General features: G+C 58.8%; 9 protein-coding genes, 1 pseudogene and 1 other annotated feature. Of the genes and pseudogenes, 5 read left to right on the plus strand and 5 right to left on the minus strand.

Annotation, left to right across the window (positions count from 1 at the left end; genetic code table 11):
• Positions 1-373 precede the first annotated feature (373 nt).
• From AC0L3J_RS33665 to AC0L3J_RS33680, 4 genes and pseudogenes are all read right to left on the minus strand, one after another.
• Entirely contained in the window at positions 374-589 is a 216-nt protein-coding gene (locus AC0L3J_RS33665; protein WP_085348737.1) for a hypothetical protein, read from the minus strand.
• Positions 590-877: 288 nt separating this feature from the next.
• Entirely contained in the window at positions 878-1000 is a 123-nt protein-coding gene (locus tag AC0L3J_RS33670; protein ID WP_473349928.1) for a helix-turn-helix domain-containing protein, read from the minus strand.
• 124 nt (positions 1001-1124) lie between these two features.
• Positions 1125-1543: pseudogene (locus AC0L3J_RS33675) on the minus strand (IS3 family transposase); the annotation flags it as partial.
• Positions 1134-1246: a sequence feature (AL1L pseudoknot), on the minus strand. (Overlaps the previous pseudogene by 113 nt.)
• Positions 1544-2268: 725 nt before the next feature.
• The gene (locus AC0L3J_RS33680; RefSeq protein WP_473349929.1) at positions 2269-3507 is read right to left on the minus strand and encodes a cytochrome P450; all 1239 of its coding nucleotides are present in this window, start codon (positions 3505-3507) and stop codon (positions 2269-2271) included.
• A 408-nt stretch (positions 3508-3915) separates the two neighbouring features.
• Between AC0L3J_RS33680 and AC0L3J_RS33685 the strand changes: the two genes are divergently transcribed.
• From AC0L3J_RS33685 to AC0L3J_RS33705, 5 genes are all read left to right on the plus strand, one after another.
• Positions 3916-4233 (plus strand): GcrA family cell cycle regulator, encoded by a 318-nt coding sequence (locus AC0L3J_RS33685; RefSeq protein ID WP_473349943.1) that lies wholly within the window; start codon positions 3916-3918, stop codon positions 4231-4233.
• Between the two features lie 94 nt (positions 4234-4327).
• Entirely contained in the window at positions 4328-5860 is a 1533-nt protein-coding gene (gene istA / locus AC0L3J_RS33690; protein ID WP_083843304.1) for an IS21 family transposase, read from the plus strand.
• 11 nt (positions 5861-5871) lie between these two features.
• Complete coding sequence (istB, locus tag AC0L3J_RS33695) at positions 5872-6615, plus strand: IS21-like element helper ATPase IstB (RefSeq protein WP_473349930.1); 744 nt, start codon at positions 5872-5874, stop codon at positions 6613-6615.
• 1816 nt (positions 6616-8431) lie between these two features.
• On the plus strand, positions 8432-9796 hold the full coding sequence (gene hemN / locus AC0L3J_RS33700; protein WP_473349931.1) for an oxygen-independent coproporphyrinogen III oxidase: 1365 nt from the start codon (positions 8432-8434) through the stop codon (positions 9794-9796).
• A gap of 1708 nt (positions 9797-11504) precedes the next feature.
• Positions 11505-12764, plus strand: a complete 1260-nt coding sequence (locus AC0L3J_RS33705; RefSeq protein ID WP_473349932.1) for a carbohydrate porin — start codon at positions 11505-11507, stop codon at positions 12762-12764.
• A gap of 733 nt (positions 12765-13497) precedes the next feature.
• On the opposite strand, the gene AC0L3J_RS33710 is transcribed toward AC0L3J_RS33705, so the two are convergent.
• Positions 13498-14427, minus strand: a complete 930-nt coding sequence (locus AC0L3J_RS33710; RefSeq protein ID WP_007600153.1) for a TauD/TfdA dioxygenase family protein — start codon at positions 14425-14427, stop codon at positions 13498-13500.
• Positions 14428-14439 lie beyond the last annotated feature (12 nt).

The raw sequence follows: 14439 nt of genomic DNA on the forward strand, positions 1-14439 counted from the left end.
GCACAAAAGGCATGACTTTGCCGTCTTGCCGCAAGACCAAGCGTTATGACTTTGGCGCTTTGCAGTCCAACCGCGTTCGCCTCATCGAATGATACAACAGCTTCGTTTTCTTGTTGATTCGGCACACCGGCTATGAGCCGTTTCATAATGCGATACAGCTCTCCGAGTAATCTGTCGATATGCGTGGACTCCTGATCGTTCTCACGGCTTTCGCGATCATATTGGCGGCACGCGGCCACCACCAAAGCGCGTTCATGCCGCGCCCGACGGCGCCCATGCCACCCGTCAATGTGCCCTAACACCACGAGGTCTGTCGGGTACGCGGTTGCCTGCGAGCGAACGCAGGGCAGATCGGGCCGGCAACAAGGGACTGCTAGGCTGATTTCGGCGCATTCTTCAGATAGACGACAGCGCGACGTCCCGCAGAGGTCAGCTCCCCCAGAGTCGTTTTTCCCGCCCGTACCGCTTGGATCAGTTGCTCAGCGACATACCGGCGGCTCTCGTGGTCACCGCCATTCGGCAGCCCCGCACAGACCTGATCCAAGACCAGGCCCATGTTCGCTTGAACCTCTCCCGTAAATTCGCTCACGCTCCATCTCTCCTTTCGAGGGATAATGCGATAAGGCTAGTGCCCTCTTTGCACTCGGTATAGCGCACATTTGCCGAGCGGTTAAAAGCCTCTCGCGTGCAGAAGTGAATTCATGGTTTGACGCGGCTTGGTATCCTCGCAATTCGCGCGGCGCTTGCGTTTGAAACGATCGCGCCGCGTTCGAAACGTCTCGTTGCGAGGAGGACGGAATCGTCCCGTACGGCTCGGATTTCCGGGCTCTCGCATTTCCCTGAGCGCCGGGCCGGCCTCATGCGGGCGCTATGGTCCTCACATGGGCGGCCATGGCCCTCTGGTTCGGCGCGGGCGGCCGTTGCGCCGCAGTTCACGCGAGACTGTCGAATCAGCCCGCCCCACGCGACGTCCAATCTGTTGGATCGATTGGCCCTGCACCTTGAGAGGCGCGATCTCTTCGTGCTCTTCCAATGAGAGCTATTGCCCCGAGATCGCCTTCTGCCGAAGATCTGAACATCGCTGGTGGCATGTCGCCCGCCTTTGGGAATAATCTGCTTCCGCGGTAGGTCGAGGGGGCGATCGGCAACATCTTGCAGATCGGCTCAACCCCACGCGCCGCACGATCATCGTCGATGCGATCATGGCTTGGACCGGCGGTCGAGCTCCGCCGTCGCAAAATAAGCGCTTGCCTTGCGCAGGTTCTCGTTGGCTGGCGAAGCTCGCGGTTCTTCCGTTCCAGAGCCTTGGGCTTCTCGGCCAGCTCGGTCGGAACGCCGGCCCGCTGCCCACTGTCGATCTCGACCTACTTGACTCAGTCATGCAAGGTCTGCGCGTGCAGCCAATCTTGGCCGCAATGGAAGTCACCGTCGTCCAGCGCGACCTGTGCTCGTTGGCCTGATACAGAGCTATACGACCCCGTCGGGCTCGGGCCTCGGGTGAACATTTCTCGTCGTCTTGCTTGTCATGGCTCCACCTTCTCAAGACTTGGAGCCTCCGCCAAATCCGCGGCGGCGGTTCAGATGGGCGCTCAATCCTGCAAGCGCTCAAACGCGGACGGCACGATTGAGTGAGTTTTGCTGTCAAGATGCTCTGGTCTACTCAGCTTCTGGCGGAGCGATCCGTTTGCAACCACGAGAGCACTAACGAGGATGCCCGCCGGAACGCGGCGAACTGTCGCTCGATCTTGCTGGAAAAGTGCGCTCTGCCACGAGACCGGCAGGAATTATGCGGCTCATTTGAATAACAATGCCGAGATTGGCCAGAAAGGGAAGCGGAGCGGCGATTGCCGATCTCTATTCCTCGCCGCAGAGGTCGTTCATGGGCAGTCATGATCTTGTCTCCAGCAGTTTCCTCGGGCTGACCGCAGCCGGATTTGCGCTACTCTGCTCGAGCCTGCTTGTCCTCGTCTTCACATGAAGTAAGCCCCCTCGTATGGCCGGTCTCTGGTCATTCAGTTCATCGACTGGACGGACTGCTTCCCTAGACTTTGAACGCTGGCACGGCTCCAGCAGGCCGTGATGAGTATCGTAGCCGCCCGGCCAAAATCCTCGACGCGATAGCGGCCCCTGCCCGCAACCTTCGAAACAACCGTAAGCCCGTCACGCAACGCCGGTGAACTTACCCAGAAAACTGGTCTCCAGAAAGTCATTGTCCTAACCGCCGGCTCTGAACGGCATGACAGTGTTGAAGGTCGGCCGCAGCCGAGACTAACCTGGGATTTGCACCGGCAGTGCGGAATAACCGTGCACAAAATTCGATTGAACTCGCTCCGGTTCGCCGACCACATTTACCTCCAAACATCGATTCAGCATCTCCTCCCACAGGATTTTCAGCTGCAGCTCGGCAAGGCGCCTACCCACGCAGCGATGAATCCCAAATCCGAAAGAGAGATGTTGCCGTACATTTTCTCGATCGATGATGAAGCTGTTGGCTCTCGCAATGACCTCGTCATCTCGGTTGCCAGAGATGTACCACATCACAACTTTGTCGCCTCGCCTGATTCGCTTGTGGCCTATCATGAAATCGTCCACAGCGGTCCGGCGCATGTGTGCAATGGGGGTTTGGTATCGTATAATCTCGGATACCGCGCCGGACACCAGCGAAGCATCATCCCGGAGTTTTCGCATTTCGGATGGATTTTGACTCATGAACAAGACGCCCCCGGTAATTGAGTTGCGCGTAGTATCGTTACCTCCAACAATCAGCAGAATGAGGTTGCCCAGGAACTCGCGGGGCTCCATGTTTCGGGTCGCCGGTGAATGCGCCATCATCGAGATCAGGTCACCGCGCGGCTCACAATCGACCCGTTCGCTCCAAAGCCGCGTAAAATAGTCCAGGCACTCCGACAGCACCACCTTTCGCTTTTCCCAGCTGTCGATCTGGTCGCCCATTTGTGGAGTCAAGGCAGCTACGTCCGACCAGTAGGTCAGCAACCACCGATCCTGAAATGGAAAATCGAACAGCGTGGCCAGCATTTGGGTCGTCAACTCGATCGAGACCCTGTCGACCCAGTTGAAGGTATCGTTGCGCGGCAAACCGTCCAAAATCTTCTGAACCCGCGAGCGGATCAAGCCTTCAAGATTTGCCAAGTTCTCCGATGCCGCTATCGGACTGATAGTCTTACGTTGCTGAGCATGGAGAGGAGGATTCATTTTGATAAAACTGGGGGTCCAATACTCCTCCGGCGGGTCGACTATTGTGACGCTTCGCTCTGATGAGAATGTTGTGTGATTTGAGTCCACGGCTATGATGTCGCGGTATTTTGTTATCGACCAATATGGTCCGTATGGGCTGTTTTCGCAATAATGAACGGGATCTTCCCTCCGCAGCCGCTCGAAATAAGGCCAAACGGTATCATCCTCGAAGCGCTTGGGTTCGCTTACATCAAGGCGGCTCAGCGGGATATCAGTGCTCTCGGAGGCGCTTTCTGTCGATAACGCTGTCATGATTGTCTCGCTGACATTGGCTTGCACTTTTGCTGGATCAGCTGAGTGCGCTGTCTAGAGTTCGGGGGAAGCGCGCTCGAAACACGACGAGCTTGGGCGGTGCACTAACGATGTGTCACGCATGATCATGGCTGGACTTCGCGCGAGGTCCGAAATCTGAAATCATGTTACGGACTTCGGTTTGGTCCCCGTCAACGAAGAATAATGGAAAGGCGAGCGAAGCTCCCCTATCAGGATTGGGAGGCGCGCGAACGCGCCCTTTGTGGTACTCAACATCAAGCCGCAAGCACTCGCAGCTGTGGCACCCAGCCGGTTATCGTCATTTTCTCGGGCAGGCAGCCCCTTTGCCACTCGACCACTTACATTGCCGAGGCGACGGACGTCCGAACTGGCAACAAAGTATCTTCCATGCGCTGGAATAGAAGAGAATTGGCACAGCTGAAACAGCTCTGGTCCGAGGGACAGAGTGCCGCGCAGATCGCGGGTCATCTCGAGTGCAGTCGCAACGCCGTTTGCGGCAGGCCGACTCGGTTGGGTCTCACTCGAGGTCACAAGCCACCAACAGCACAAAACCCAAGATTAGATCGGTGCCCAAGCGGAGGGCCGACGTTGATGGCTGCGGATTCCGATCGATGTCGCCCAGGATTCCGAGATGATCTCGCCCACCATTCCGATTTGAAGTCGCCCACCCGTTCCGAAATGATGTCGCCCATCATTCCGGGATGATGTCGCCCGGGTGACGAGGCCTCTTCTGGCTCCCATAGGGTCAACTCTTTCGGCTTTGCGAAGGGGACCCTGGATGCCGACGGAGAGGCTTGCGATGCGCCGTGTGCGCGATGTGATCAGAATGAAGGCGGCCGGGCTGCCGAGCCGCGAGATTGCGCGACGGGTGGGCGCGGCGCCCTCGACGGTGCGCCTGGCGCTCCGGCGGTTCGAGGCCGCGGGCTTGAGCTGGCCGTTGCCAGACGACGTCACCGACACGGTTCTGGAACTTCGCCTGTTCGCGAAGACCGGCAATGGCAACCGTCAGGGTCACCGCCGCATCGCCGAGCCCGACTGGGCGACCGTGCACCGCGAGCTCAAACGCAAGCACGTGACGCTGTCAATCCTGTGGGAGGAATATATCGCCACCGAGCCCGGCGGATACCGGTACTCGCGCTTCTGTGAGCTCTACCGCGCCTGGGAGGGCCGCCTGTCGGTGACGATGCGCCAGGCCCATGCGGCGGGCGACAAGTTGTTCGTCGACTATGCCGGCGATGGCGTGCCGGTGGTGGTCGACCGCCTGACCGGTGAGCGCAGAACGGCGCAGATCTTCGTCGCCGTGCTCGGCGCATCGAGCTTCACCTACGCACAGGCGACGTGGACGCAGGGGCTCGCCGACTGGATCAGCGCCCATGTTGGCGCCTTCGCGGCGATCGGCGGCATACCGGCGCTGGTGGTGCCCGACAACACCAAGGTCGCGGTCATTAAGGCGAGCCTGTACGACCCGCAGATCAATCGTACCTACGCGGAGATGGCGGCGCATTACGGCACCGCCATCTTGCCGGCGCGGCCGCGCAAGCCGCGCGACAAGGCCAAGGTCGAGCAGGCCGTCCTCATCGTCGAGCGCTGGCTGCTCGGCCGCCTGCGCCATCGCACCTTCTACAGCCTGGCCGAGGTCAATGCGGCGATCGGCGAACTGCTCACGAGGCTGAATGAGGAACGGCCGATCCGGCGGCTCGGCGTGACACGCCGCCGGTTGCTCGAGGAGGTCGACCGGCCGGCGCTCAAGCCATTGCCGGCGTCCCCCTATGTCCTCGCCGAGTGGCGGATCCGCCGCGTCAGTCTCGATTACCACGTCGAGGTGGAGAAGCATTACTACAGCGTTCCGCATCGCTTCGCCCGCGCCGAGGTCGAGGTGCGGTTCACGGCCCGTACCGTCGAGATCTTCCACAAGGGCGAGCGGATCGCCGCGCATCAGCGCATGAGCGGCAATCACAAACACACCACCGTGCCGGAGCACATGGCCTCCAGCCATCGGCGCTACGCCGGCTGGACCATCGCGCGTATCCGCCAGGACGCCGCCGCGATCGGGCCGGCGACCAGCGCGTTGTGCGACCTCATTCTCGACGAGCGCTCGCACCCCGAGCAAGGCTTCCGCGCCTGCCTCGGCATCCTCAGGCTCGCCGCCTCCTATGGGCGCGAACGGCTGGACGCCGCGGCTGCGCGGGCAATCGACATCGGCGCGCGCACCTATGGCTCGGTCAAGTCGATCCTCGCCAACAATCTCGATCGGCGTTCTGCTCACCAGCGTTCCGCGGACGATGCGCCGATCCTGCATGCCAACATCCGCGGACCGCGCTACTACAATTAGGAGATCATCCCTTGCTCACCCATCCGACCCTCGACCGCCTCAACGCCCTCGGCCTCCACGGCATGGCCAAGGCCTTCGCCGACATCGAAGCCACCGGTGAGGCCGCAAGCCTCGGTCACACCGAATGGCTTGCGCTGCTGCTCGAACGTGAAGCCTCGCTGCGGCACGACAAACGGCTCGCCACTCGCCTGCGCTACGCCAAGCTGCGCCAGCAGGCGTGCGTCGAGGACATCGACTACCGCACCCCGCGCGGTCTCGACCGCCCGCTGTTCGCTAAGCTTGTCGAGGGCCGCTGGATCGACGACCACGTCAATCTTCTGATCTGCGGCCCGGCCGGCGTTGGCAAGAGTTGGCTCGCCTCGGCGCTCGGCCACAAGGCCTGTCGCGACAATCGCTCCGTGCTCTATCAGCGCGTCCCGCGACTGTTCGACGATCTGGCGCTCGCCCGCGGCGACGGCCGCCATCCACGCCTGTTGCGCGGCCTTGGCCGTGTCGATCTGCTGATCCTCGATGATTGGGGACTCGAGCCGCTCGACGCCGGTGCCTGTCACGACCTCCTGGAAATCCTCGAAGATCGCTACGGTCATCGCTCCACCATCGTCACCAGCCAGCTCCCCGTGGACCAGTGGCATCTGCTCATTGGAGATCCCACCTATGCCGACGCCGTGCTCGATCGCCTCGTCCACAATGCCCATCGGCTCGACCTCACCGGTGAGAGCCTGCGCCGAACCCGGCAATCCGCCCGAAAGACCTGAGCCCGTGGCGCTGTGGACATGCCGCTGCGCTTGGACAACGCAATCGCGTTGCCCACATGCCCACAGCAACCGCAGAAGAAGAAAAACAGGTTGAAGTCGCGATTCCAGATTGACCACGCGGCTTGACCGATGCCAGAGAACCAGCCGGCCAGAACGCCTCGCCGCTGGGCGAGATCAAATCGGAAAGGTGGGCGACATCGTCTCGGAATCCACGGGCGACTTCATATCGGTACGCCTGGGCGACTTCGTCGGAATCCGCATTGATGGCTGCCCGCCGCGATCGCGTCCGAAAGAAGCTGCTGCAATAGGCGCTAAAAACGCGGCCTCAGGAAATGAGCAAGCGGCAGCTTTACGCAATCCTAGCTGAGGCGGTCAGGAATACCGTCTAGAGCTATCGGCGCCGCGATCTCCCGGGTCTAGGCCGCCGTAGTCGGTTCATTCGGGCTATTTGGTCTCGCGATTTGTGCCTATCCGACGAACAGTGGCGTCCAGTAGAACGTTCGCGGCAGGAGGGCTCGATCGTACATCAAGTCATCCAATCTCAAGAGGCCGGATGCGCTGAATTGGAGAGAAGAGAGCGTTCTGCTTATTGAGTTTTCCGGGTATGCGTTTTGGGGAAGCGCCCGCCGTCCTAGTTTGCGCGGTGTTCGGAACTTTCGGCACACCGCGCCCAACGAACTACACGAGACCGGGTGAAGCCGCTTGATCCTCAACCACTTTCGATATCTGCGACAGGCGTGTGGAGAGCTGGACTGGGACTGAACACTCGGCAAATCATCGAGGTACGACGTTTCCGGGGGTGAGCCCGGTGGCCCTCCGACTGTGATCGGACCTTCTGGGTTTAGACGAAGGCGCGAGTTTCCTCGCCGGCTTCGATAGGTTTGAGCTGACGGCGGAGATGAAACGGAAGAAGGTGAAGCGGTGAGTACCAGATAGCTCCACTATTCGATCTTCGCCTGTTCTCCCGAAAGAACCTCCGATAGAATCGCCTGTCGTCGGGCGGCGCTATGCTTAGCGTTGGAGCGGCTTGACGAGCTGCCCTCGCGGGATATTGCCTGACGTCGTTTAAAAGGTCGGCTCCTGCGGTGCGCAGACACACGAAAACGGCTACCACCAACGTAGGTGCCTTGACGTCTGCGCAAAACCGGCGGCGCCTCTGAGGCGGCCGGCTGTTCAATTGCACCCATCCGTTCTCGCTCACCTACCCGGCTCATTTCGTCACGCCAGCTGCGCGAGAGCCGCCGATAGGAGAGTTTCGCTCGTAGCGATATTGCCGCCGAGTAACGGACGCATGAAAGGACATCTTCTGCGAGGGATCCATGAAGACGCCCACCGACAATCCCTTCATTGGCGATTTTCACTACATACCGGGACGGAGCCAAGCGGACCCATTATTCCTGGACCGATGGGGAATACGCCACGCAGAATCAACTACCAACCTTGTCAGTTGACGGAGAATACGGGACCGTATCAATGTTGGTCATTGAACCTCGCACGAGTCAAATCGTGGAGCAGTTCGAGGTCTAGCAGCTTAAACGGCCCTGGTGGGTGTCTCGTTGCCGAAGATCAAAGATTATCAAGGCGGACGAATTGGGGACCCCGCCGTGGCTGTGTTGATTCGAGTATCTCGCTTGCAGAACTTGTTCTCTGTGTCCGAGGGGAGCGGATCGTCATCCGACAGCGCGTTTCTTCCGCAGATCGGCCGTCACGCAAGCTCCCAATTGCCTAGCGACAGTCCCGATCGCCCTTGGCAAGCAAAGGGATGCAGGACAATTCGCTTGCGACGTAAAACTTCGTAAACATGGGATAACAATCCTTGCAGACCTCGATCTTAAGCACGTATTACGATGCTCGCCTTCCTTGGTACACCATCTATCCAACTGTAGCCCAGTTCTCCAAAGCAGTCGGCGGCGACGCCTGTGAGAGATGGCTGCAGCAGCTGCCGCTTGACCAATCGGTGTCGCTCTATTTCCACATTCCGTTCTGTCGATCGATTTGCTGGTATTGTGGCTTCGCTCGAAGCATCACTCGCCGGCATTCTCCTATCCTCGACTTTTTGGGGGTTCTTCGTAAGGAGATCGATTTGGTCGCGGCGCAGGTTGCGCAACCGCTGCCTGTGAGCGACGTCCACTTCGGCGGTGGAACGCCGACCCTCATCGAGCCAACGGAATTCCGCCGGTTGATGGGGCTTCTGCGCCGACGCTTTGCGATTTCGAACACGGCCGCCATTGCTGTTGAGATCGACCCGCGCACGTTCACGCTCGCCACATGCGAAGGATTGGCGGCTGCCGGCGTGAACCGCGCGAGCCTCGGCGTCCAGAGCTTCGATCCAATTGTCCAAAAAGCCATCAACCGGGTCCAGAGTGAGGCACAAACAGAGCGCGTTGTCCAGGCGCTGCGGCAGCATGGAATCATGCGCGTCAACTTCGACCTCATCTACGGGCTGCCAAATCAGACGGTGCAGTCCTGCGTTCAGACCGCGACAACGGCGCTGGCAATGCGACCAGACCGGCTTGCGGTGTTCGGCTACGCGCACGTTCCTTCCTTCAAGAAGAATCAGCGCCTGATCGACGAGGCAGCGCTGCCAGACAGCCATGCCCGTGCAGAACAAGCAGCCGCGATGGCCAATACACTGACTGCAGCGGGCTACCGCCAGATCGGACTCGACCATTTCGCCTTGCCGCACGATGAGCTCGCGCTGGCGCAGAAAGCCGGTCGCCTGCGGCGGAATTCACTCGGTTACTCCGCCGACACCTGCAATAAAGTGATCGGCTTCGGACCGTCGGCGATCGGCCGGCTTGGCGAGGGTTACGTCCAGAACGAAGTTACAGCGGGTTCCTACAGCGGCCAAATCAACGCCGGCCGTCTGGCGACGTCAAAGGGCTACTGTCTCAGCCTTGAAGACCGCGTCCGGGCCGCGATCATTGAGCGGCTAATGTGCGATTTCGAGGTGGACGTGCCGGCAATTTGCGCTGCTCATGGATTTGACCCGATCGGCTTGCTCGGTTCAGGCGAACGCTTGGCAATGCTCGCTGAGGATGGGATCGTCGAAATGGAAAAGGGATTCCTCCGCGTGAGGCCGGAGCATCGTTTTCTCACCCGGGCTGTGGCAGCCGCATTCGATTGTTACTTTCGCGCCCCCTCTGTTCAGACCAGCCAACGCAATGATTGGATGAAATGAATCACGTTTTGCTGCACGCGCCAGGAAGCCTGAGGAATGCGTTCGCTCATCTGGCACACTCACAACCAGCTCCAAATCGATCAACGACGCCGTGCGAAGCTGTGCGGCGGAGAGTCGCCCTGACCCGCGCCGCGAAGACAAGCTGGACGCACTGCTGCCGGGAATTGGACGCCCCGACAACAACGCTCCTCGCTCAAGCAGCGTGACCCTACATCTCGACAAGTTTCATCCCATCACCGCCATTAGCCGTGTAGCCAAGGATCTCGATGGGGACGACGACTGATTGCGCGACGCCGCCAACCAACTGGAGATCGAGAACTGATCATCTTATGTCGTCGAGATGATGACATCTCGACGTTTAGGGACTTCTGGATCGAAAACCCTGATCGAGCTCGTCCGGATGGACAAGGACATCTGACCCTTGGCTCCGGCGGTGGCAGCCGAAATCATGCGTGATACGGCGCAAAGGATATTCGAGCGCCACAACTACAACCAGATCCGGCGGGATCACGGTCTTCGAAAAGATCGTTCCCTGTAAGAGCTTCGCGCGACGTGGATCGAAGCAAACGCCTAGAATTCACCCGCCGACGCTGCGATACCGATCGGCCGGGAACGCCGGGGCTGTGGAGTCGAGCGACACATTAGCTACGATTCACGCAGCGACAGCCGACCTCCCGCTCAGTCAACTACCAAACCTAGCAATTGATGGAGACGACGGACACATGCCAGTCAGTGGCGGTGAAATTCGCTCGGGCCACATAAGAAGTCGCCGCGCGATTTCATCGATCAATGGAGCTGATGAATGTCTTGCCTCGTCGTCCCCAGGTATCAAACTGCCTCCAATCGTGCCCTCCATCTTGCTCTAAGAGCCACTCGAGGGTTTGTGGCGGCGAGCTTACGGGCCGCCAAGGATGTCAGCCCCTTCTGCCTGCCCGTGCTTCATCCCATCGAGACCGAGCAGCGAGCGGCGTTTCTTGGATCGGGCGTGTTGTTCTGCGAGCCCCGCTATTGCCGCTGCTCTCTGTTGAAAACTATTCTCCTTCGTTTTGGCAGCGGGTTTGTCGCAAGGTTCCTGGGCTCCGTGTATCGGCCACCAATCTCTTGCTAGCGAACGCGCACGCCGAGCAGCCCGTTAATGTCTCGACACCCTCCAGCAGAAGCTCGCCTTGATTAGCGATCGAGCGACTGGGTTGTTTTGCGCTGTGTACCCACACGTAGGCCAAGCGGCGCCGCTGTGGTGATAGCGCGCAAGGTGGGTCTCGCTGACATAGAGAGGCCGCCTGGTGTCAAGCGTCTCCCACCACATTGAGGGACAAGATTTGACATCCGCTCTAAGGCCGTCAGGTGGAAATGCACTTTATTCAAATCGATGAGCGCGAAACTCACCATGCATCGTTGCGTTATAACGCCGCTATCCACGCAAGCATACCTGGCTGGCGTCGTTGCTTTCATGTCTGGACCAACTGCGAAGCCACGAGGTCGTATTGTCCTTTGTCTCATAGCTAGTCTCGCCAGCAGTTCGGCGGCGCCGAGTCGCGAGATCTCTGGCCCAAGAAGCCCCAGCCCCGATGAGCTCGATGAGGCAACAAGCAGAACAATTTCGGATCCGGCCATCACATTCCGAAGCGGGCGGCCCAAGGGAGCAGCGCGCCTTTCTAGGAGCTCCTTGCCAAAAACAGCTTCGACCACAATTAAGCGCGACGTTGCCATGGAGACGGCCAAGAGCAGAATTGAAAATCCGATCGACCCATTCGCAAAATTCGAGAAGCTTCGCGAAAGAGGTGGCGCTTTCACTGCTCCTGGTCCTGCGGACACGATAGATCAGGATACAGCTTCTCTCAGATCCCAATTTTCGGATCTCGGGATTGGATTTGCTGGCTGGACGCTAAACACGTTTGTCGACAATGAACTCGGCAATGCCGCCAGAAGCACCATCGCCAATCAGCAATATGTCGGCCAGAATCCGACATTTAGTACGGTCAACTCTATGATCGTTACTTATGACCTCGCTCGGCTTGGAATTCCCGATGGTCAGATCGTGGTCGGAGCCGAGCATCAACACTGGACATGGCAGAGCGCTGGGCCAGATCGGCTGGGCCTCAATGCAGTTTCTTACTATCAAAGGTTATTCGACAGAAGGATCGAACTCAAAGTGGGCTACCTCAGGAACCAACATGAGTTTGCGGGCGCTGGAGACAAAGTGTTCGGACCCGCATCGAAAATGCTGTTCCAAGCTGGCATGAGCAACAATTGGGCGCCAACGCCGGCTCTTAATCTGAAGTACAATTTTGATGATCGCCTATATAACAAGCTCTCAATCCAGCGCTCGGTCAGTCCAGCAGGACAATATGCGCATGTAAGCGAGAATCCCACTGGCTTGAACTGGAGCACGCGCGACGCAGGCATTCTTTTGCTTGATGAGCTTTCCTACAGGAACAAGCCTACTCCGGGTGTAATGGAGACTTGGCTGCGGGCTGGCGCGGGCTTCAACAACAGCCGCTACACGGACCTGCAGCATCCGACAGAAGCGACGACCAAGGCCAACAGCGTCTACTATGTAGGTGCGGACAGGCAATTCTGGCAGTCTGCCGTCCACGGCTCGGCATCTCGCGGAGTCTATGGCGGGCTCTCTGCAATGTATGCTCCGCCTGACCTAAATAGAGCTAGTCAATACTACGAGATTCGCCTTTATGCGAAGGGCCTATTGGACAGCCGGCCCACAGATCAGATGAGTCTTGTTGTCAGCAATACCATCTGGAGCCATGTCGCGGTGGACGCTGCACTGGCAAAAGAACAGCTGGCGCACCGTGACAGTACTGCTATTTCAGGACTGTACACGGCGCATCTGGCGCCGGGGATATATACAACCGTAGGACTGACCTACATCAATCACCCGACAAGCATTACCTACACACCGCAAACCGGACACGCCCTGAATATGTTAGTATCTACGTCGGTATTCTTCTAAGGGCTCAGGACTGGGCGTGAATTCACCGGCATGTAGTCGAAATCACAATCGTTCCCTTTCAACGGCTTGGGCCGGTCATCGCGGCGTTTTGCTATCTCTGTGCTCCTGGCGCGAGGCCGGGTACCGCGTGAATTTAGGCATGCCTAAGGTAGCCTGCTGTTGGGAATGGTAGCTTGGAGCCTTTGCTGATTCGGTCTACGAGCGATAGACCGGCGCCGTATCGCGCAAAAGTCGTATCCTCTTGCGGAGCGACATTGTTTCACGTTAGCTGCTCCTGCAGCTCGTCAGACTCGCGTCCGAGCTCTTACTCTGCCATGACAACGCCGAAATCGTGCCCTCGGAGATTCCCGCGACGAGACTTGGTAAGTGGAACCGCGACACAGATGCCAAAATTCAGCCAGCTCCGGCAATCGCGCTCTGTCTGTCCGACGGTCGTGCCGTCGTCCGAAAGGCGATGCGCAAGGTCGGCGGAAACGCACCCCCTTCCGTGGGAAAGTCAACCGGACGCGGCCGGATGACTCGCGCCACTCGGCGCTGAATCATTTTCGGCCGGACGAGATGAGCTTGAGCATCTTACTTCAGCAAGTAGGTCGCCTCCCGGGTCTGCGCGCGCGTTAGCTCCTCCCATCCAATTGCGCGTGGCGTTCTGCTCGGCTTAACTTCTCTTCGCAAACATCTATTCGCGCGAACATGCGACAAGGCCAGTGCAATTATGTGAATTTGCCGCGCACTGCTAGGCAACTTTCGTGGACGGGTGCTTCGTCATTTTGAGGCGCGTCACACTGCATCGACCATCGACACTGACGGGCGCGTCACCATCGAGTGTGGCACGATGAACGACGCGATGCTGGTCACCGTAATCGTTAAGGGCATAATGCTGTGTTGCGCGATTGTCCCAAATCGCGACATCGCCTTCTTTCCAGGTCCAGCGCACGGTATTTTCGGGCGCCGTGATATAGGACTGGAATAGTTGAAACAGCTTCTGGCTGTCGCGTTTTGGGATATCAATAAACCTTTGCACCAGATCGCCGAGCACCAGCGCGCGCTCGCCGGTCTCGGGATGTACACGGACCACCGGATGCTCCGTCTCATAGATTGTTTTGGTAAAGACCTCATCAAAATGCTTCTGATCGATGTCGCGAACACGGCAGGTCCCGGCGTAGTCGAAGGCGTTGCTGTGAACGGTCCAGAGTTCGTCGGCAAGCCGTTGGAGCGGCCGCGGCAGATCGAGGTAGGCCGCCACAGCATTCGACCAAATCGTATCGCCGCCGGACGATGGGATCACAATAGCTCGCAGCACCGCAGCTTTGGGATAAGCCGCTAGAAAGGTTCCATCGGTGTGCCATACATCGGCTCGGCTACCTCCACGCGCGGAATCAAGCTCGAGGATCGAGGTCGTTCCATTGATCGTACCGAGTGTGGGATGCGGCACCAGCTTTCCCAAACAAGCGGCAAAGCGCTCCTGCTCCGCGTCATCAAGATGCCGCTGATCGCGGAAGAAGATCACTTTATGTTCGAGCAGCAGGCTATTGATTGCAGCGACGGTTTGGCTCGGCAAATCACCCGAAAGTTTGATATCTCTGATTTCAACACCGATGCGCGCGGCGCGCTTGACGATGTCGGTCGCTGGAATGACACGCTCGGTCGAAGCCGTTTCTTTCATTGCAATTTTTTC

The sequence above is a fragment of the Bradyrhizobium sp. Kon37 genome (assembly GCF_055807535.1).